This is a genomic window from Jeongeupia wiesaeckerbachi (assembly GCF_050916355.1).
GTDB classification, from domain to species: domain Bacteria; phylum Pseudomonadota; class Gammaproteobacteria; order Burkholderiales; family Chitinibacteraceae; genus Jeongeupia; species Jeongeupia wiesaeckerbachi.
The window spans coordinates 2,132,814-2,152,523 of the sequence record NZ_CP136946.1 but is presented as its reverse complement, the minus strand read 5'-3'; the positions used below and the strand labels follow the sequence as shown (position 1 = coordinate 2,152,523).

Genomic DNA, 19,710 nt, shown 5'->3' with positions numbered 1-19,710 from the left:
CAAGTGACTGAACTATTAGCGGCTGAAGCGTCGAGCGAGCTTGTTAAATCTGAGGTTGTGGTCCAGGAAAAATTCCTGGCCGATGACTGGGACGCGTCCCGTTTCGACATTCAACACTGGCTCGAGCGCGCCCCCTGGCGCACGCTCAAGGACACGCGCTACGGCGTCCGGCCTGACCTGGGCATTACCCATCACGCGGTGCACGACGACAAGCTGGTCAACCAGATCTACAAGCTGGACATCGCAACCTTCCTGACCGCCGAACGCGTGTCGTACACCGGCATCGCCAAGCTGATGCAACACGCGCCCGATGAAGCGTCGCAGGTCTTCCTCGCGACGCAGGCGGTCGACGAAGCACGCCATTACGAGGTCTTTTGCCAGCGGCTGGCTCAGTTCGGCGTATCGCCGCAGCAGCGCGACCAGATGATGGAAGACATGACCACGAAGGAGCTGCGCTCCTTCTATGACCTGATTCGCGAACAGGTCGACAAGGGTGATTTCGCTGCGGCGATGATGGCGCACAACATCGTCCTCGAAGGCATGGCTTACCCGATTTATCGCTACGAGTCGGCCTACTGGTCGGTGTTCGACCCCAGCCTGTCGCAGCTGATCCGCGGCGCGTTCTCGGACGAAGTCCACCACGTGCGTTTCGGCGAAGCCATCATCAGCCGCTACACCAAGCTCGGCGACGCATCACGCAACCGCATGCAGCAGCTGGCCTCCGATTTCCACAAGCTCATGACCGACGTGTTCGAGTCATCGATCCAGCACTACATCCATCTCTACCAACTGGTCACCGACCAGTACATCGAGGAGATCGGCGACATCGAGATCTTCCAGGGCAAGAAGATGCGCGACGTGTCGGAAAAAGACCAGGTCTACATCCTGATGGAACAGATCCAGCAGGAACATCGGACCCGGATGCAACGAATCGGCCTGTAACCCTTAGAAGCTCATTGCCATGTCACCTTATCTCGCCTTCTTTCTGCCAGCGCTCATGTGTTACGGGACATATGTCATGTGGCCGGATGCTGGCGGCGGCCTTGGGTTCGCCTACGCCGCAATCGTTTTTATCTTCGGCGTGATTCCACTGGCGGACTGGCTCGCCAGCCGCGGCGCTTCAGAACGGACGGGCGCGATCGCAGTTCGTCCGGTCAGCGAGATGATCATCGTGGCATTGAGCCTGCCTTTGCAGATCGGCAACATCTTCTTCTTTGCCTGGTATCTGACGACGCACGACCTGCACGGCTATGAAGCCGCCGCGCTGTTGTTCATCGCGGGCATTTTCTCGGCCCTGTACGCTCAGAACCCGGCGCACGAGATGATCCACCATCGCCAGCGACTGGAGCGGGTCATCGGCATCCTGCTGTTTTCAACCAGCCTGTATTCCGGTGCGAAGCTGGCCCATGTGCACAGCCATCACCTGCTGGTCGCGACCGACCGCGACCCGACGTCGGCCAAGTACGGACAATCGTTGTACAGCTTTCTGCCCAAGGCGATCGCGGTCAACCTGTTCGGCTGGTGGGGCCGCAAAGGCGAAGGGGCGGTGAAAACGCCGCTGTACCAGCGTCGGATTGTCTGGGAAAACGTGTTCGGCTACGCGATGAGCGCGGTCTGGGCAACGCTGATCTTTGTGTTCTTTGGCACCGCGGGTTTGGTGTTTTTCCTGCTGCAATCGATGATCGGCATCCTGGTCCTGGAGATGATGAACTACATCGGCCACTATGGGCTCGAACGACGCGTCGACGCGGCCGGGCACATGGAACCGGTGAACGCCAGTCATGCTTGGGACTGCAACCTGCCTTTCAGCAACCTCGTCCTGATCTCGGTGCAAAAGCACGCCGATCACCACGTCAATCCCAACAAGCCCTATGGCGAACTGCAATGCCTGCAGCGCAGCCCGCGCCTGCCGCTCAGCTATCCCCTGCTCTTTCTCCTGACACTGACGCCAGGCCTGTGGCGTCGGGTGATTCATCCGCGGCTCGATGCCTATCGCGCCGCCCACGGCATCGCGCAACGCACCGGCACGCATAGCAGCACGCCGGTCGAATTGAGCTTCGCGTCGCCGGAACTGGACTTCGGTCCTTGCGACCCGGCCCGCTGGAACGGTGGTTCGGTCGTCAGGAGCCACTTCTGGAACACCATGTCGAGCCTGCTGCCGAACATCGAGTTCTGCGCAATCCGCAGCCTGATGCCGTTGGCGCCGCAGGTGCACGACGCCAAGCTGCAAGGCGAGGTACGGCAATTCTGCGACCAGGAAGCGAACCACGGTACCGTCCATTCGCGCTTCAATCGCGAGCGCCTGCACCTGGCCTATCCGGGTCTCGTCAAGCTGGAGGAATGGGAGCGGGACGTGTTCTCCTGGTTCTCCCGCGTTCTGCCGCGCAACCTGTTTCTGGCCCTCTTCGTCGCCGTCGAGCACTGGACCGCCGCATTTGCCCAGTACGGCCTGAAGCACATCGGCCACTGGTTTCCGAACTGTGACCCGACCATGCTCAAGCTGTGGGAATGGCACGCGGTCGAGGAACTGGCGCACAAATCGGTATGCTTCGACATCTACCGCTACCTGGGCGGGCGCTATCTGGGCCAGGTCGTCGGCATGTTCCTGCTGTTAGCCACGGTCATGCTGCCTGGCATCGTCCTGCGCATGGCCTACCTCTTGTGGAGGGACGCACAGTTGCTCAAGCCGGGCACCTATTTCTCGCTGCTGAACTATCTGCTGGGCTGGCATGGCATCTTCACCCGGACAACGCTGGATTTCCTGAGCTTCTTCAATCCGTTTTACAAGCCCTGGAACGTCGACAGCCTGCCGTTGATCAACGCTTACCTCGCAAAGGAAGGTAATCCCCCCGTTCTGATCCGGGCTTAGAAGCAGGATTCATGCGGTGAAAGTCAACTTATGGCTTGGCTTGATGGCAGCGAACGCCTGACCGCCCCTTTAGCTAGCGGGATGACCGAAACAGCCGCGCGGATGCTCAGAATATCTTTGCGATCGCTTGTGTTCGATTGCTGACCTGCAACTTGATCAGAATCCGTTGCACATGGTTTTTCACCGTCGAGTCGGCAACGCCGAGGATGTAGGAGATTTCCGAATTGGTTTTACCCAGGCGGATGAAACCAAGGATCTCCCGTTCACGGGGTGTCAGTGTGGTGATCGATGTGCTCTTGTTCTGCAGGTTTTCTTCGAACGCGAGGCGGTTCAACACGCCATGCAGAATCGACGTCACGATGGACAAGCCCTGGCGCAGCGCATCGTGATGATTGACGTTCCTCGCGATCTCGGGATCGGTGACGCACACATAGGTCATGCCGCCGTCGCTCATTTCAACGTTGGTCGAGCCGATCACCGTTGAGAACCCTTTCTGCCTGAACAACACATGCCATAGCGCTTCGTCGCTTACCGCCGACAAGTCGGACATGACGGGTGATTTGGCTTGATGGGACTCGTTCAGCAGCGGCAGCGTCAGTAGCTGATCTTTGATACCGAGTGTTTTGATCAAAACATCGGGAAAAGCCGCGGAGGCAAAGTATGGGGTCATCGAGAAATGCGGCTGCATGCGCCCATGCCCGATGAACACACTGCTGGCCCCGCAATGGTCGAGAAAATGTGACGTTGCCCATTGCGCCAGCTGTTGCCGGCACCCGATCTTCGTCAGGCGTTCAATCACGCCAAGCATCTTCATGTCATACATTTGTGTCGCTACGAAATTTGTAGATCAGAAAATCATTTTCCCAGGCGGTGATGTGATTCCACGCCCGGCTCAAATGGCAGTTGTCTGCACTAGCATGATCGTTTGTTAAAATTTGCCGGCTTTCATGACAAGCTTTCAATCGATATAAAAATAAAACACTTACTTTATACTTATTTGGCATGAAACCACAGCGTAATTGCCTCCGTAACTTACGGCAAATGTGCTCAGCGGACTGTTGTAACCGAGTCTAATCGGCGTATCTGCGGCGCTTGCCCGAGATCCAGCTCGGTAGCGCCATGCTCAGCGCCGCGCGAACAAGGCCAAAAAAATCCCCTGAACTCTATAAAATTCAGGGGGTTATCATTTTAAGCTGTTCGATTCGCTGCGAGGCTTGCAGTCAAGCCGGCGTCGCCGAGCTCCACTCAAAATAAGCGGACCGGCCCATTGCAGGCTCGGATTGTTTACCGTAAGTCGTCGACCACCGGTAAGCAGTTTCAGCCTGAATCGCTGCCGTTCGCGCCCCAGAAAATCGTCTTTTCCTCGACCTGCAGTGCCGGATCGTCAATCGCCGCGACACCGATCTCGATCTCATGCCGACCGGGCGGCATCGTGTCCTTGAGCACGCTCAGGCGCAGCGACACCGTTTCGCTGCCGCCGGCAGCGACGGCCACCGGTGCAAGTTGCGGCAATCGCAAGCCGGGCAACCCTTCGGCACTGATCCGGTAGCGGTGCGGCCGGTGATCGACGTTCTGGATCGTCAGCGTGTAGAGGTTCTCGATCTCGCCGTTCTCGGTCTGACGTGCAAGGATGCCGCGATCGCGCGCGATATCGAGCTTGAGTGGCTGGTGCCTGGCCAGCCCAATCGCCGATGCAGCAACGATGACCGCCAGCACGGCGGCATAGGCCAGTACTTTGGGCCGCAGCATCCGCCGGGCGATGGTCGCCTTCCCTGCCCCATTGGCCTGTGCATGTTCGGTGGTGAAGCGGATCAACCCGCGTGGATAGCTCATCCTGTCCATCACGACGTTGCACGCATCGATGCAGGCGCCGCAACCGATGCACTCGTACTGCAAGCCGTTGCGGATGTCGATGCCGGTCGGGCAGACCTGGACACAGACGGTGCAGTCGACGCACGAACCCAGCCCCTGCTGGCCGAAGTCGGCGTCCTTGCGCCGGCCGCCGCGCGGCTCGCCACGCTGACTGTCGTAGCTGACGACCAGCGTATCGCGGTCGAACATCGCGCTCTGGAAGCGCGCATACGGGCACATGTGCAGGCAGATGCGCTCGCGCAGCCAGCCGGCATGGCCGTAGGTGATGAAGGCGTAGCAGAGGATCCAGAACGTCGTCCAGCCGCCGATGCGCCAGGTCAACATCGCCTGCCACAGCGGCCGGATCGGCGTGAAGTAGCCGGCGAAGGTGAAACCGGTCCACAGCGCCAGCGCAATCCACAGGCCGTGTTTGACCGCCTTGCGCGCGACCTTGGCTAGTGAGAGCGGCGCGCGATCGAGCTTGATCCGCGCATTGCGCTCGCCCTCGACCCAGCGCTCGATCCACATGAACATTTCGGTGTAGACGGTCTGCGGACAGCCGAAGCCACACCATAGCCGCCCGGCCACCGCCGTCCACGCGAACAGCGCCACCGCACAGAAAATCAGCAGCGCGGCCAGGTAGATCAGATCCTGCGGCAGCCAGACCATGCCGAAGACATTGAAGCGGAAGGTTTCCAGATCGAACAGCAACGCCTGCCGGCCATTGATCTGCCACCACGGCACCAGATAGAAGAACAGCTGGGTAATGATCACCGCAGCAATACGCCAGTTGCTCCAAAAGCCGTGCGCTAGGCGCGCGTAGATCTTGCGGTGTCCGGCGACATTGATCGTCGTCTCGTATCCGGCCTCAATCGCGACCGGGACGATGGGGATGGTTTTGCTCATCTCGTATCCGAATACATATATGAATGCGGTTCATGCACCGCCATGCCGCTGGCCGCCGGGGCTAGCCGACCCAGTGCATCAGCAAGCGGAAGAAACCGGCGACGGCAGTCAGCGCGAGCACGCCGGCGAGCCACAGCCCGGCAAACCACAGCGCGCCACGCCAGGCGGCTCGACGCTCGGCACTACACATCAGTGGTACCCCGCATCGTCGGCGTGGACCTTGCCGCGGAACACCCAGTAACCGAGTGCGGTGTACGCCAGGATGATCGGGATGATGATCAGCGCCCCCACCAGCGTGAACGACTGGCTGCTTGCCGGTGCCGCGGCGTCCCACAGCGTCACCGCCGGCGGGATCAGGTAGGGCCAGATACTGATCAAAAAGCCGCTGTAGCCGAGTGCGACGATCGCCAGCGCGAGGAAATACGGCGCGTATTCCCGCCCCCGCCGCAGCGCCCGGCGGATGCCCCATGCGCAGCCGAGCACCGCCAGCGGCACCGGCGCAAACCACAGCAGATTGGGCAGGCTGAACCAGCGCATCGCAACGGCGGGATCGATCAGCGGCGTCCAGACGCTGACGACGGCGATCGCGCCAAGCAGCAGCCAGGTCAGCGGCGACATCAGCACGATCATTCGTCGCTGCAGCTCGCCTTGCGTCTTGATGATCAGCCAGCCGCAGCCGAGCAGCGCGTAGGTCAGCACCAGACCGAAGCCGGTGAACAGGCTGAACGCGCTGAGCCAGTCGAAGCCGCCGCCGGCGAACTCGCGCCCGACGACCTTGATCCCCTGAATGTAGGCGCCCAGCGCCACGCCCTGGCAAAACGTCGCCAGCACCGAGCCGGCGATAAAGGCCAGATCCCACAGATGCCGCGTGCGCGTCGCCTTGGCGCGGATTTCGAACGCGACACCGCGGAAAATCAGCCCGACCAGCATCAGCACCAGCGGCAGGTAGAGCGCCGACAGCACCGCCGAATACACGACCGGGAACGCCGCGAACAGCCCGGCGCCGCCGAGTACCAGCCAGGTTTCGTTGCCGTCCCAGACCGGCGCGACGGTGTTCATCATCACGTCGCGATCGGCCTCGTTCGGAAAGAACGGAAACAGGATGCCGATGCCCAGATCGAATCCGTCGAGCATCACGTAAATGAACACGCCGAGCGCAATGATGCCGGCCCAGACCAGGGTGATGTCGATCATTGCTGCGCTCCTTCATCGATGAGGTCATCGGCGCCGGACAGCGGCCGCCGTCCCGAATACGTGGCGGTGTGGCCGATCGGCTCGCGCTCGCCGGCCGGCGTGTGCTCGTTCGTCACCGGACCGGTGCGCAGCAGCTTGAGCAGGTAATAGATGCCGGTGCCGAAGACGAAGAAGTAAACGATCACGAAAATCAGCAGCGACACGCTGACCTGCTGGTACGACACCGGCGACGCAGCGTCGACGGTGCGCAGCAGGCCGTACACCACCCAAGGCTGGCGGCCGACCTCGGTCGTCACCCAGCCCGCCAGCAGCGCGATGAAACCGCTTGGCCCCATTGCGAGCGCAAAACGCTGAAAGCCCCGGTGCTCGAAGTGCCGGCCGCGCCGGCGCAGCAACAGGAACAGCCCCGCCAGCGCGATCATCAGCAGACCGAGGCCGACCATGATGCGGAAGCTCCAGAACACGATGGTCGAGTTCGGCCTGTCCTCGCGCGGCCATTCCTTCAGGCCGCGGATTTCGCCGTCCCACGAGTGCGTGAGGATCAGGCTGCCCAGATGCGGAATCGCCAGCGCGTAGTCGGTGCGCTCCTCGGCCATGTTCGGAATGCCGAACAGATTGAGCGCGGTACCGCCCTGCTCGGTCTCCCAGATGCCTTCGATCGCGGCGAGCTTGGCCGGCTGGTGCTTGAGCGTATTGAGCCCGTGCAGATCGCCGACGAAGGCCTGCAGCGGTGCGAGGATCACCAGCATGCCCAGCGCCATCGTGAACGAGGTCTTGATCGCCGCATCGCGCCGCTGCCGCAGCAAATGCCATGCGGCGGTCGCCGCGACCAGCAAGGCGGTGACGACGAAGGCCGACAGCGTCATGTGCACCAGCCGGTACGGGAACGAGGGGTTGAAGATCACCGCCCACCAGTCGGTCGGCACCACGCGGCCGTCGACGATCTCGAAGCCGGCCGGCGTCTGCATCCAGCTGTTCGACGCCAGAATCCAGAAGGTCGAGATCAGTGTGCCGATCGCGACCATCAGCGTCGCGCCGAAATGCGCGCGCGGGCCGACCTTGTTCCAGCCGAACAGCATGATGCCGAGGAAGCCGGCTTCGAGGAAAAACGCCGTCAGTACCTCGTACGCGAGCAAGGGCCCGGTGACGCTGCCGGCGAAGTTGGAGAACACGCTCCAGTTGGTGCCGAACTGGTAGCTCATCACCACGCCGGAGACGACGCCCATGCCGAAAGCGACGGCGAACACGCGCGACCAGAAGCGGCACAGGTCGAGGTAGACCGGCTTGCCGGTCTTGAGCCACAGCCCTTCGAGCACGGCGATGAAACTCGCCAGCCCGATACTGATCGCCGGAAACACGATGTGGAAGGAAACGGTAAACGCGAACTGGATGCGCGCCAGATCAACCGCGGTCAGGGTACTCATATGAACTCCCGCCAGCCCGCCCCACCGCGGCGACCGATTGCCGGGCAGCCGACGGACCGTGCAGCCAGTATTGCGGCAATGACCAACGAGTAACAGAATCAGAAAAGTGATACTTTTGCGTATCAGATGAAGCACAGCAGGGCCTGACACCGATGAAGCGCTATGAAGACATCGCCGAACTGATTGCCGCCGACATCCGTAGCGGCCAGCTTGCGCCCGGAACGCGCCTGCCGTCGATCCGCAAGGTGATGGCCCAACACCGCGTCAGCCCGTCGACGGCCTTCCAGGCCTATTACCTGCTTGAGCAACGCGGCCTGGTTCGGGCGCGCGAACGCTCGGGCTACTTCGTCGCCAGCGCCAGCCAGAGTCGACCGCCGGAGCCCGCCGCCAGCCCGCCGTCGCAGCGATCGGCAGCGGTCGATGTCAGCGAACTGGTGTTCTCGGTACTCGGCGCGGTCCAGCATCGCAACATCCTGCCGCTCGGCTCTGCCTTTCCATCACCGACACTGTTTCCATTGCCGCGACTGGCGAAATCGCTGGCGTCGACGGCGCGCTTCATCGATCCGTGGGACACGGTCGCCAGCCTGCCGCCGGGCCATCCCGGTTTGCGCCAGCAGATCGCGCTACGCTATCTCGGCCTCGGCATGCCGCAAGCTGCCGAGCAACTCATCGTCACCAATGGCGCGCTCGAAGCCCTGAACCTGTGCCTCGCCGCCGTTGCGCAGCCCGGCGACGTGATCGCGATCGAATCGCCGGGTTTTTATGCCGCAACGCAGGCGATCGAGCGTCTGGGCATGCGGGCGCTGGAAATCCCGGTTCACCCGAAGGACGGGCTCGATCTCGACGCCTTGGCCGTCGCACTCGAACGCCATCCGGTCAAGGCGTGCTGGTTCATGACGTCGTTCCAGAACCCGATGGGCGCGAGCATGAGCGAGGACAAAAAGAAGGCATTGGTCGCGCTGTTGGCGCGGCACCAGATCCCGCTGATCGAGGACGATGTCTACGGTGAGCTGTATTTCGGCCGCCAGGCGCCGCTGCCGGCCAAGGCCTTCGATACGCAGGGGCTGGTGATGCACTGCAGTTCTTTTTCGAAAACGCTGGCGCCCGGTTACCGGATCGGCTGGGTATCGCCGGGCCGCTTTGGTCAGCGGATCGAACGGCTCAAGCTGATGACGACGCTATCGGCCAGCGTGCCGGCGCAGGTTGCACTCGCCGACTATCTGCAAACCGGCGGCTACGACAAGCATCTGCGCAAGCTGCGGCATGCGCTCGAATCGCAGCTGGCGTGCATGAACCGCGCGCTGACCACTCACTTCCCTGCCGGGATCCGCGTGTCGCGTCCGGGAGGCGGCTATTTTCTGTGGGTCGAATTTCCGGCGGGCTTTGATACGCTGGCCTTGCACCGCCACGCCATCGACCAAGGCATCAGCATCGCCCCGGGGCCGATCTTCTCGGCGAGCCGGCAGTTCGGCAACTGCCTGCGGCTCAACTACGGCTCGCCCTGGTCCGACGATTTCGAACAGGGCATGGCACTGCTGGGCAAGCTGGCATCAGGCACGGTGGCGTAAACCGCCCGGCAGCTGCCGGGCCATGAGCGGGCGCTAGTCTCGTAGCAGCCGCGCGATCAGCGCGCCGTCGAAGCGTGCGTCAAGCGGCATGCGGACGTACACGCCATTGCCGGCCGCAGCCGCCACCGGTTCGCCTTCGCGACCGCGCAGCGCGGCCAGCGTGAGCTGGACATTGCCGGACGGATGGATGATTTCCAGCTCGTCGCCGACCTCGAAGCGGTTCTTCACGTCGATCTCGGCCCAGCCGTCGACGACGCTCTTCACCTCGCCGACGAACTGGCTGCGCTTGGCCTTGGAGTGGCCGTCGAGGTAGTTCTGCGCTTCGTGGGTGTAGTGGCGCTGATAGAAGCCGTCGGTGTAGCCGCGGTTGGCGAGGCCATCGAGATCGGCGAGCAAGGCCGGATTGAAGGGCCGGCCGGCGACCGCGTCGTCGATCGCACGACGATAGACCTGCGCGGCACGCGCCACGTAGTACAGCGACTTGGTCCGGCCCTCGACCTTGAGCGAGTCGACGCCGATCTTCGCCAGCCGCTCGACGTGCTGAACCGCGCGCAGATCCTTGCTGTTCATGATGTAGGTGCCGTGTTCGTCTTCGATGATCGGCATCATCTCGCCGGGTCGGCTGGCCTCTTCGATCAGATAGGTCTTGTCGGCCAGCGGATGGCGCTCGGCACCGCCACAGTCGGCAAACGACTGCTCGGCCTCGCCTAGCGCGCGGTTGAAATCGAAGTCGATTTTCGCCGGCCTGACGTCGCCGGCATCGTCCACCGCCGTATCGCTGACGGTGTAGTCCCAGCGGCAGGCGTTGGTACAGGTGCCCTGGTTGGGATCGCGATGGTTGAAATAGCCCGACAGCAGGCAACGACCCGAATAGGCAATGCACAGCGCACCATGGATGAAAACTTCCAGCTCCATGTCCGGGCAGCGCTGACGGATTTCCTCGACCTCGTCGAGGCTCAGCTCGCGCGACAGGATCACCCGCTCCAGCCCGAGCGCCTGCCAGAACTTCACCCCGGCGTAGTTGACCGTATTGGCCTGCACCGACAGATGGATCGCCTGATCGGGCCAGCGCTCGCGCACCATCATGATCAGACCCGGATCGGCCATGATCAGCGCATCGGGCTTCATCGCGATCACCGGCTCCATATCGGCGAGATAGGTCTTCACCTTGGCGTTGTGCGGCAGGATATTGCTGGCGACAAAGAGCTTCTTGCCACGCGCATGCGCTTCGGCAATGCCCTGCTGCAGTTGCTCGAGCTTAAAGTCGTTGTTGCGCGCTCGCAGGCTGTAACGCGGCTGGCCAGCGTAGACGGCATCGGCGCCGAAATCGTAGGCGGCGCGCATTTTTTCCAGCGTACCGGCGGGCAACAAGAGTTCGGGGGCTTTGAGCGGCATGGCGAAACGGAGCAGTAGAACAGACAGCCGAGCATTCTAACGCAGGCCAGCATGCTGCTCATTCCTTGAGCAGCCGCAAAAAGTACATTGCAAACAGTGGCTTGCATCGATTACCCACAGCCCGCCCACACCGTTGCAATGAAAATTCGTGGATGAAGTCGCGCTCGCCGCACCGCGACGATCGAGATAGCGCATCACCCAGCAGGGCAAGGGTATTGACCAAATTTCAGGCAGCTGGAGAAAGGCTTTTTAAAACAGCATGATGGGGCAACGATCCACAGCCCACTCACACCCTTGTTGCAGTAAAACGGTGGATGAGTGGACAAGTCGTCTGCCACGCCGCCGATTATCGGACACGGCGAGGACCTGAACGGCTCGCAAGCAGTGGGAAAAAATCCCGCCAAATCAGCCTTGTACATGTGTTGTCCACAGCTATTCCACATGCTTGTTGCACGAAGCTGGGGACAAGCCGCATGTACGCCAAGGCTTTGCAGCCCCGGCCTGCACATTTTTCAGTCAGTTCAGAAAAAGAGCCTAGAAACAGAGGCTTGCCGCACTCATCCACAGCAGCCTCACAGTCCGGCCCAAGATTTCGGGGGATGATTGCTGGCTCGCTCCCCCGCCCCGAGCTCCCCGCAGGATCGGGCAGCAGCTACGGGTGAAATGCACAAAAAACAGGCAATACAGAAAAACGTAGTCCAAACAAAGCCTTGCAGCCGCTATCCACAGCCGGTCAACATCACGGCGAACGCAATCGGTGGGTAGTCTGCCGGACCTGCCTTGAAAGCGGGCAGCCTGATATAGCCTAATCAAAACAAGGCCTTGCCGGGCTTACCCACAGCACGCCCACATCCTTGCCCAGCGCGGTAGTGGATAAATCAGCGCAGCAACGGCGAATCGGCCTGTTCCAGCGCCACGCCGGCCAGCTCGGCTTGCCCGGCCAGCACCTGCACATACTGCGACAAGGCGCGCTTGAGCGCTGCCGCCTGCAACTGCTGTGCGACCTGGCGCTGCACCTGTGCGTAACTCAGCGCCTGCCCTGCCTCGCGTGCCTCGATGACCACGACATGGAAGCCGTAGCGGGTTCTGACCAGCTGCGGCAGCACGCCGATGGTTTGTCCGCCGAACAGCGACTGCTCGAATTCGGGCACCGTATCGCCGCGACTCAGTAGCCCGAGATGCCCACCCTCTGCGCCACTCGGACAATTGGAGTACTGCCTGGCCAACTCGCCGATCCGCTCGGGCGCGGCCAACACTGCCTGGAGCACCCGTTGGGCCTGCTCGAGCAAGGCCGCAACGGGAACACCCGGTGTCACGCCAAACAGGATGTGCCGGACGCCGACCCGTTCACCCAGTACATAGTCGGCCGCGTGGGCATTGAAATAGCGTCTGCACGCCGCATCGTCGGCTTGCGGCACCGCTACGTCGCGCAGCAGCAATTGCTCAATAGCGGCGGCCATCGCATCGTCGTCGGCGCCGTCTTCCAGCAATTGCTGGTTCAGCACCTGTTGCCGAAGCAGCTCGTACACCGCCGCGCTCTCTGCGTTGGCCATGCCTTCGTCGGTCACGGCGACGCCGTTCACACGGATGTCCTGGGCTTCGGTCTGGGTCATTTGAGCCCCTGTACGCCACGCGTCGTTGTGCGACGTGTGCGCATCAGCTGGAACGGGCGGAACAGGTAGAACACCGAAGCAAATCCGCTCCAGATGTGGACCAGCCGCGTGAACGGAAACACCAGGAAAATAGTCAGGCCGAGGAAGATGTGCAGCTTGTAGACCCAGGGAATCGTCAGCAGCAGATTGGCGTTGTCCGGCCGGAAGATCACGATGCCCTGAACGTAATAGATCAAGGCCTGAAAGCTGTAGCCTTCGACCCTGGTCGACGAGAAATAAACCGTTGCCAGCCCGAGTGCCAGCTGCACCCACAGGATGGCGACGATAAGCAAATCCCACGGCCGGCTATTGGAGCGCAGCCGCGGATCGCTCAGGCGTCGATGGATCAGTATCGACAGCCCGATGATGGCGGCAAATCCGGCGACGCCACCGCCGACCATGGCCAGTAGCTCGTGCGCATGCTCGCTCATGAACGCCAGCACGATCGGTTCGGGCATCAGGAAACCAACCAGATGACCGGCGAATACCACGAGTACGCCGAAATGAAAGAGGTTCGACCCCCAGCGCAATTGCTTCTTTCGCAACAATTGCGACGAGTCCGCCCGCCAGCTGTATTGCTCGCGATCGAAGCGCAACAGGCTACCGACAAAGAACACCGTCAGCGCGATATAGGGATAAAACCCGAACAAAAACTGGTGCAGATAGGTCCCGGCATCCATCACATGACTCCTTCACCGACATTTGCCGGTCCAGCATTCAGCGCCCGGGTCTGGGCATGAAACGGATCGTCGACGTGGCCGGCTGCTCGTCGGGCTTGGCAAATGCCGGTGTATCCATCCAGTCGTCGTCGACATCGTCGAGCGGTTCGGGCTCGACGCCCTTCGACCAATCGAGGCCATCCTCACCCGCCATGACCAGTGCGGCATCGAAGATCGCCGCATAGCGGCTGCCGCGCGCGGCCACCGCTTCGCCCACCTTGCGGATCAGATGGCCGCAGTCGCTCATGATGGCCTTCACCTCGGCCAGCGGCCGGCAGCCGAGAAACTCCAGTAGTGCCGGCAGGTAGTCCGGCAGCTCGCCGGGTTTGAGCAGAAAACCGGCACCTTGATAGACCCCTGCCAGTTGCACCATCGCCTCGCCCCGGTCGCGACTCTCGCCATGCAAGTGTTCGAACAGGTGCAGCGACGCGGCGCGCCCTCGGTCAAACAGGCCGACGTAGGCCTCCTCCGCATCCAGTCCGTCCGCGCGCATTAGCTCGCTGAGCAGATCGGCAAGGCGCTCGCGATCGATCCGCCGCAAACCGGGGTCGTCCGACACCTCGGCCGCGATCTCGGGCAGCAGCGCCCGCAGGCCGGCCTCCGGATACAGCAACAAGGCGCCCAGCAAGCGCAGCGCATGGCAGGCAGGCCGAACCGATGCCGGGCGTGTCGAGACCGGCATCAGTAGTCCACCTTGTTTTCGGTTCCGCGGCCGCCCATGGTCTTGAGCGGAATCACTTTCTTGCCAGCCATCTTGCCGCCGAACAGGCTGGCCTCGCTGCTACCGTCCGAGCAACCGTTGCCGAACGAGAACCCGCACTCGCCGCGCAGCTGGTATGCGTTTTCGGCGTACTCGCGGTGCGTCGTCGGAATCACGTAGCGATCTTCGTAATCGGCGATCGACAAGTAGCGATGCATGTCTTCGACTTCGGCCAGTGTCAGCCCAGCCTCGGCCAGCAAGCCAGCGTTGTCCCGTCCTTCGAGCTGGCGCTCGCGGTAGAACGCGCGCATCCCGAGCATCTTCTTCAGCGCCTGCTGCACCGGTTTTTCATCTCCGGCCGTCAGCAGGTTCGCCAGATAGCGAACCGGAATCCGCAGGCTGTCGACGTCGGGCAAATGCCCCTGCATGCCGATCTCGCCGGCATTGGCACGTGCCTGGATCGGCGATAGCGGTGGCACGTACCAGACCATCGGCAAGGTCCGGTATTCCGGATGCAGCGGGAAGGCGATCTTCCATTCCATCGCCATTTTGTAGGCCGGCGACCGGGTCGCCGCTTCAAGCCACAGCTCGGGGATGCCGTCCTTGCGCGCCTGCTCCTGGACCGCCTGCGAGTACGGATCCAGAAACACCGACAGCTGCGCGCCGTACAGATCCTGCGGATTTGGTACCGAGGCCGCGGCTTCGATCCTATCCGCGTCGTAAAGCAGAACGCCGAGATAACGGATCCGGCCGACACAGGTTTCCGAGCACACGGTCGGCTGGCCGGCTTCGATGCGTGGGTAGCAGAAGATGCACTTCTCGGCCTTGCCCGACGACCAGTTGTAATAGATCTTCTTGTACGGACAGCCCGACACGCACATGCGCCAGCCGCGGCATTTGTCCTGATCGATCAGCACGATGCCATCCTCTTCGCGCTTGTAGATCGACCCCGACGGACAGGACGCCACGCACGCCGGATTGAGGCAGTGCTCGCACAGGCGCGGCAAATACATCATGAAGGTGTTCTCGAACTCGCCGTAGATCTCCTTCTGCACGTCTTCGAAGTTGTAGTCGGCGCTGCGTTTGGCGAACTCGCCACCGAGGATTTCCTCCCAGTTCGGCCCCCATTCGATTTTTTCCATCCGCTGGCCGCTGATCACCGAAATCGGCCGGGCCACCGGCGGCGTCGGCATTTCCGGCGCGGTCTGCAGGAACTCGTAATCGAAGGTGAACGGCTCGTAATAGTCGTCTATCTCGGGCAAATTCGGATTCGCGAACAGGTTCAGCAACACCTGCAGACGGCTCCCCTGCTTGAGTTTCAGCTTGCCGTTACGTTTGAGATCCCAGCCGCCTTTCCACTTGTCCTGATTCTCCCAGTCCTTCGGGTAGCCGATGCCGGGTTTGGTCTCGACGTTGTTGAACCATGCGTACTCCATTCCCAAGCGGCTGGTCCAGACGTTCTTGCAGGTCACCGAACAGGTATGACAGCCGATGCATTTGTCGAGATTCAACACCATGGCAATCTGTGCGCGGACTTTCATGCTCATCCCTCCCCTTCCTGGGCGGACGGCGTATCCATCCAGTCGACCTTGGCCATCTTGCGGACGATGACGAACTCGTCCCGGTTGCTGCCGACGGTGCCGTAATAGTTGAAACCGTAGGAGAGCTGCGCGTAGCCGCCGATCATGTGCGTCGGCTTGAGCACCGTCCGCGTCACCGAGTTATGGATGCCTCCCCGGTGCTTGGTAACCTCGGAGCCGGGCACGTTCACGATCTTTTCCTGCGCGTGGTACATCATGCACATGCCAGGTTTGACGCGCTGACTGACCACCGCGCGGGCAGCGATCGCCCCGTTGACGTTGAACAGCTCGATCCAGTCGTTGTCGACAATGCCAACCTGCTGCGCATCGGTCTCGGACAGCCAGACGATCGGCCCGCCACGCGACAGGGTCAGCATCAGCAGGTTGTCGGTGTAGGTCGAGTGAATCCCCCACTTCTGGTGCGGGGTAATGAAGTTGAGCGCGATTTCGGGATTGCCATTGGGCAGCTTGCCAGCCAGTGGCGCCACCGCCTTCGTATCCACAGGGGGCCGGTAACAGGCGAAGCCCTCGCCAAAATCGCGCATCCAGGCATGATCTTGATAAAACTGCTGCCGGCCGGTCAGCGTGCGCCACGGGATCAGCTCGTTCACATTGGTGTAGCCGGCGGTATAGCTGACGTGCTCGCTCTCGATGCCGGACCAGGTCGGGCTGGAAATGATCTTGCGCGGCTGCGCCTGGACGTCGCGGTAGCGGATCTTTTCGTCCTCACGCACATCGGCCAGATGCGCATGCGGGCGCCCGGTGAACTTGGACAGCGCTTCCCACGCCTTAACGGCCACCTCGCCATTGGTCTCGGGAGCCAGCGACAGAATCACCTCGGTCGCGTCGATATCGGTTTCGATTCGGGGCAGCCCCTTGGTTGGCCCTTCCTCGGTAACGACCTTGTTGAGCTTCGCCAAGCCGTCGACCTCGTGCTCGGTATTCCAGCCGATGCCCTTGCCACCGTTGCCAAGGGTTTTCATCAGCGGGCCAAGAGCGGTAAAGCGCTTGTAGGTGTTCGGATAGTCGCGTTCGACGACAACGATGTTCGGCGCCGTCTTGCCCGGAATCAGCTCGCACTCGCCCTTTTTCCAGTCCTTGGGTTCAAACGGCTGCGCCAGCTCGCCCGGCGTATCGTGTTGCAGGGGCACCAGCACCACATCCTGCTCGACCCCCAGATGGCCGACCGCCAGTTCGGAAAACCTCTTGGCGATCGACTTGTAAATCTCCCAGTCGCTCTTGGCTTGCCAGATCGGATCGACCGCCGCCGACAACGGATGAATGAAAGGGTGCATGTCCGACGTATTGAGGTCGTTCTTCTCGTACCAGGTCGCCGTCGGCAGGACGACATCGGCGTAAAGACAGGTCGTGCTCATCCGGAAATCGAGCACGGTAATCAGGTCGAGTTTCCCTTCCGGTGCCTTGTCGTGCCAGACAACCTCCTGAGGCTTGGTCTCTCCGGTCTTGCCGATGTCCTCGCCCAGCAGTCCGTTCTGGGCGCCTACAAAATGCTTCAGAAAGTACTCGTGGCCTTTGCCGCTCGACCCGAACAGGTTGGAGCGCCAGACAAAGAGATTGCGCGGAAAATTGACCGGTGCGTCCGGATCCTCGCACGACATCTGCAGGCTGCCGTCCCTGAGTCCGGCGACGACATAGTCCTTCGGTGCCAGCCCGGCGGCCTGTGCAGCTGCGGCGATCCGCAGCGGATTCGCCGCCAGTTGCGGTGCAGACGGCAGCCAGCCCATCCGTTCGGCACGAACGTTGAAGTCGATCATGCTGCCGCCATAGCGATTCGGATCAGCCAGCGGCGAGAGGATTTCGTCGATGTTGACCTTCTCGTATCGCCACTGGTCGGTGTGCGCATAGAAGAACGACGTACTGTTCATATGCCGTGGCGGGCGCAGCCAATCCAGCGCGAAGGCCAGCGCGGTCCAGCCGGTCTGCGGTCGCAGCTTCTCCTGCCCGACGTAATGCGCCCAGCCGCCACCAGATACGCCGATACAGCCGCACAGCATCAGCATATTGATTGCGGCGCGGTAATTCATGTCCTGGTGATACCAGTGATTCATCGCCGCGCCGATGATCACCATCGACCGCCCACGTGTTTTTTCTGCGGTCTCGGCAAACTGGCGCGCCACCGCAATCACCTGTTCGGCCGGTACACCGGTGATGCTTTGCTGCCACACAGGCGTATAAGCGATATTGTCGTCGAACGACGTCGCCACCTCGCCACCGAGTCCACGGTCCACACCGTAGTGCGCACACATCAGGTCAAAAACCGTGGCCACCAGCGCATCGCCGCGCTGCAGCGCCAGACGCCGCACCGGCACATGTCGATGCAGGACCGCGCCGCCTTGCTCGTTGGCGGTAAAGTCGGCCGGCGCCTGGCCGCCAAAATAGGGAAAGGCAACCGAAACGACCTCATCCCGTTCGGCGATCAGGCTCAGTGACAGCCGGACATCGTCGCCGCTGGCACCGTTCCGCTGTTCCAGATTCCATTTACCCAGGTCGCCCTCGACCTGCTGCCCCCAGCGGTAGCCAATGGCGCCTTGTGGCGCGACATAGCGTCCGCTGGTCTCGTCGAAAGCGACCGTTTTCCACTCTGGATTGTTGATCTGCCCGAGTGCATCGCCAAAATCGGAAGCGCGCAAGAAGCGATCGGCAACGAAGCGATCCCCGTCTTTGCGCAGCAGCACCAGCATTGGTAAATCGGTCAGCCGACGACAGTAATCATCGAAGTACTCAACCTGTCGATCGACAAAGCACTCCTTCAGGATGACGTGCCCCATCGCCATGCCGAGCGCGGCATCGGTGCCCTGCTTCGGGTGCAGCCAGATGTCCGAGAGTTTGGCGACCTCGGAATAGTCTGGTGTGATGGCCACGACTTTGGTGCCGTTGTAGCGGGCCTCGACAAAGAAATGCGCATCGGGGGTACGCGTCTGCGGCACATTCGAGCCCCAGGCAATGATGAACGCCGAGTTGTACCAATCAGCCGATTCGGGTACGTCGGTCTGCTCGCCCCAGGTTTGCGGGCTGGCCGGCGGCAGATCACAGTACCAGTCGTAGAACGACATCAAGGTGCCGCCGATCAAACTCAGGTAGCGGCTGCCGGCAGCGTAGCTGACCATCGACATCGCGGGAATCGGTGAAAAACCGATGATCCGGTCCGGGCCGTATGTCTTGATCGTATGGATATTGGCCGCCGCGACCAACTCGGTGGCCTCTTCCCAGCTGGCACGAACAAATCCGCCACGACCACGAATCGATTTGTACTCTTGCGTTTTCTCTTGGTCGGCAACGATGGCCTGCCATGCATCGACCGGCGCCAGGGACTTGCGTGCCTCACGCCAGAGCCGCATGAGCCGGCCACGGATCATCGGATACTTCAGCCGGTTGGCACTGTAGAGATACCAGCTGTACGAGGCGCCGCGTGAACAGCCGCGGGGCTCGTGATTTGGCATGCCCGGACGGGTGCGCGGATAGTCGGTCTGCTGGGTTTCCCAGGTGACGATGCCGCCTTTGACGTAGATTTTCCAGCTACAGGAGCCGGTACAGTTCACGCCATGCGTTGAGCGCACGATTTTGTCGTGCTGCCAGCGAAGCCGATAGGCTTCTTCCCAGGTCCGGTCTTCGGCACGCAGCTCACCATGCCCACCCGCATAAGCCTCGTGTGTCAGCGTAAAGAAGCTCAGACGGTCAAGAAAATGACTCATGGTTCCCCCTGGCATTCTGCGTCCCAACACCAAGCGAGGTATAGACGTCAGTATCTACAAGCTAGTCGCAGATCGAAGGGAAACCAAGTCCCGGCACTTCCGGCCCATAAAGAAAAAACCCCCTGCAGCGTAGCTGCAG

Annotated in this window: 14 protein-coding genes; 3 read left to right on the top strand and 11 right to left on the bottom strand. The window is 61.6% G+C overall.

All coding sequences use genetic code 11. The features are described from left to right. The first annotated feature begins 3 nt into the window (after positions 1-3). Positions 4-942 (top strand): ferritin-like domain-containing protein, encoded by a 939-nt coding sequence (locus R0382_RS10510; protein WP_432719539.1) that lies wholly within the window; start codon positions 4-6, stop codon positions 940-942. A 76-nt stretch (positions 943-1,018) separates the two neighbouring features. Next, the gene (locus R0382_RS10505; RefSeq protein WP_432719538.1) at positions 1,019-2,869 is read left to right on the top strand and encodes a metal-dependent hydrolase; all 1,851 of its coding nucleotides are present in this window, start codon (positions 1,019-1,021) and stop codon (positions 2,867-2,869) included. Between the two features lie 106 nt (positions 2,870-2,975). Here the strand turns inward: R0382_RS10505 and R0382_RS10500 are convergent, their stop codons facing one another. From R0382_RS10500 to R0382_RS10480, 5 genes are all read right to left on the bottom strand, one after another. Next, a complete protein-coding gene (locus R0382_RS10500; RefSeq protein ID WP_432719537.1) occupies positions 2,976-3,683 on the bottom strand; it encodes a response regulator transcription factor in 708 nt (235 codons plus the stop codon). Positions 3,684-4,186: 503 nt separating this feature from the next. Then, on the bottom strand, positions 4,187-5,626 hold the full coding sequence (gene ccoG / locus R0382_RS10495; protein WP_432719536.1) for a cytochrome c oxidase accessory protein CcoG: 1,440 nt from the start codon (positions 5,624-5,626) through the stop codon (positions 4,187-4,189). Positions 5,627-5,687: 61 nt separating this feature from the next. Continuing rightward, positions 5,688-5,816 (bottom strand): DUF2474 family protein, encoded by a 129-nt coding sequence (locus R0382_RS10490; protein WP_432719535.1) that lies wholly within the window; start codon positions 5,814-5,816, stop codon positions 5,688-5,690. Then, the gene (gene cydB, locus R0382_RS10485; protein WP_432719534.1) at positions 5,816-6,820 is read right to left on the bottom strand and encodes a cytochrome d ubiquinol oxidase subunit II; all 1,005 of its coding nucleotides are present in this window, start codon (positions 6,818-6,820) and stop codon (positions 5,816-5,818) included. Before cydB ends, R0382_RS10490 begins: the two co-directional genes overlap by 1 nt. Beyond that, positions 6,817-8,244 carry a cytochrome ubiquinol oxidase subunit I gene (locus R0382_RS10480; protein ID WP_432719533.1) on the bottom strand — a complete coding sequence of 476 codons (1,428 nt, stop codon included), beginning with the start codon at positions 8,242-8,244 and terminating at the stop codon, positions 6,817-6,819. Before R0382_RS10480 ends, cydB begins: the two co-directional genes overlap by 4 nt. Positions 8,245-8,396: 152 nt before the next feature. Here R0382_RS10480 and R0382_RS10475 point away from each other — a divergent pair, with 152 nt between their 5' ends. After that, the gene (locus R0382_RS10475; RefSeq protein WP_432719532.1) at positions 8,397-9,812 is read left to right on the top strand and encodes a PLP-dependent aminotransferase family protein; all 1,416 of its coding nucleotides are present in this window, start codon (positions 8,397-8,399) and stop codon (positions 9,810-9,812) included. A gap of 33 nt (positions 9,813-9,845) precedes the next feature. On the opposite strand, the gene yegQ is transcribed toward R0382_RS10475, so the two are convergent. The 6 genes from yegQ to R0382_RS10445 form a co-directional block, all read right to left on the bottom strand. Then, positions 9,846-11,207: a tRNA 5-hydroxyuridine modification protein YegQ gene (gene yegQ, locus R0382_RS10470; protein WP_432719531.1), complete on the bottom strand. Its 1,362-nt coding sequence runs from the start codon at positions 11,205-11,207 to the stop codon at positions 9,846-9,848. 878 nt (positions 11,208-12,085) lie between these two features. After that, positions 12,086-12,820 carry a peptidylprolyl isomerase gene (locus R0382_RS10465; RefSeq protein ID WP_432719530.1) on the bottom strand — a complete coding sequence of 245 codons (735 nt, stop codon included), beginning with the start codon at positions 12,818-12,820 and terminating at the stop codon, positions 12,086-12,088. Continuing rightward, positions 12,817-13,539 (bottom strand): respiratory nitrate reductase subunit gamma, encoded by a 723-nt coding sequence (narI, locus tag R0382_RS10460; RefSeq protein WP_432719529.1) that lies wholly within the window; start codon positions 13,537-13,539, stop codon positions 12,817-12,819. Before narI ends, R0382_RS10465 begins: the two co-directional genes overlap by 4 nt. A gap of 37 nt (positions 13,540-13,576) precedes the next feature. Next, positions 13,577-14,260, bottom strand: a complete 684-nt coding sequence (narJ, locus tag R0382_RS10455; RefSeq protein WP_432719528.1) for a nitrate reductase molybdenum cofactor assembly chaperone — start codon at positions 14,258-14,260, stop codon at positions 13,577-13,579. Further along, positions 14,260-15,819, bottom strand: a complete 1,560-nt coding sequence (gene narH / locus R0382_RS10450) for a nitrate reductase subunit beta (RefSeq protein ID WP_432724154.1) — start codon at positions 15,817-15,819, stop codon at positions 14,260-14,262. The genes narJ and narH overlap by 1 nt, the downstream gene beginning before the upstream one ends. Positions 15,820-15,821: 2 nt before the next feature. Beyond that, positions 15,822-19,571, bottom strand: a complete 3,750-nt coding sequence (locus tag R0382_RS10445) for a nitrate reductase subunit alpha (RefSeq protein WP_432719527.1) — start codon at positions 19,569-19,571, stop codon at positions 15,822-15,824. Positions 19,572-19,710 lie beyond the last annotated feature (139 nt).

Bases quoted from the DNA above. Each gene is read 5' to 3' on its own strand.
- R0382_RS10505 (WP_432719538.1), top strand. From the start codon at position 1,019: ATGTGGCCGGATGCTGGCGGCGGCCTTGGGTTCGCCTACGCCGCAATC.
- R0382_RS10500 (WP_432719537.1), bottom strand. From the start codon at position 3,683: ATGAAGATGCTTGGCGTGATTGAACGCCTGACGAAGATCGGGTGCCGG.
- ccoG (WP_432719536.1), bottom strand. From the start codon at position 5,626: ATGAGCAAAACCATCCCCATCGTCCCGGTCGCGATTGAGGCCGGATAC.
- R0382_RS10490 (WP_432719535.1), bottom strand. From the start codon at position 5,816: ATGTGTAGTGCCGAGCGTCGAGCCGCCTGGCGTGGCGCGCTGTGGTTT.
- cydB (WP_432719534.1), bottom strand. From the start codon at position 6,820: ATGATCGACATCACCCTGGTCTGGGCCGGCATCATTGCGCTCGGCGTG.
- R0382_RS10480 (WP_432719533.1), bottom strand. From the start codon at position 8,244: ATGAGTACCCTGACCGCGGTTGATCTGGCGCGCATCCAGTTCGCGTTT.
- R0382_RS10475 (WP_432719532.1), top strand. From the start codon at position 8,397: ATGAAGCGCTATGAAGACATCGCCGAACTGATTGCCGCCGACATCCGT.
- yegQ (WP_432719531.1), bottom strand. From the start codon at position 11,207: ATGCCGCTCAAAGCCCCCGAACTCTTGTTGCCCGCCGGTACGCTGGAA.
- R0382_RS10465 (WP_432719530.1), bottom strand. From the start codon at position 12,820: ATGACCCAGACCGAAGCCCAGGACATCCGTGTGAACGGCGTCGCCGTG.
- narI (WP_432719529.1), bottom strand. From the start codon at position 13,539: ATGGATGCCGGGACCTATCTGCACCAGTTTTTGTTCGGGTTTTATCCC.
- narJ (WP_432719528.1), bottom strand. From the start codon at position 14,260: ATGCCGGTCTCGACACGCCCGGCATCGGTTCGGCCTGCCTGCCATGCG.
- narH (WP_432724154.1), bottom strand. From the start codon at position 15,819: ATGAAAGTCCGCGCACAGATTGCCATGGTGTTGAATCTCGACAAATGC.
- R0382_RS10445 (WP_432719527.1), bottom strand. From the start codon at position 19,571: ATGAGTCATTTTCTTGACCGTCTGAGCTTCTTTACGCTGACACACGAG.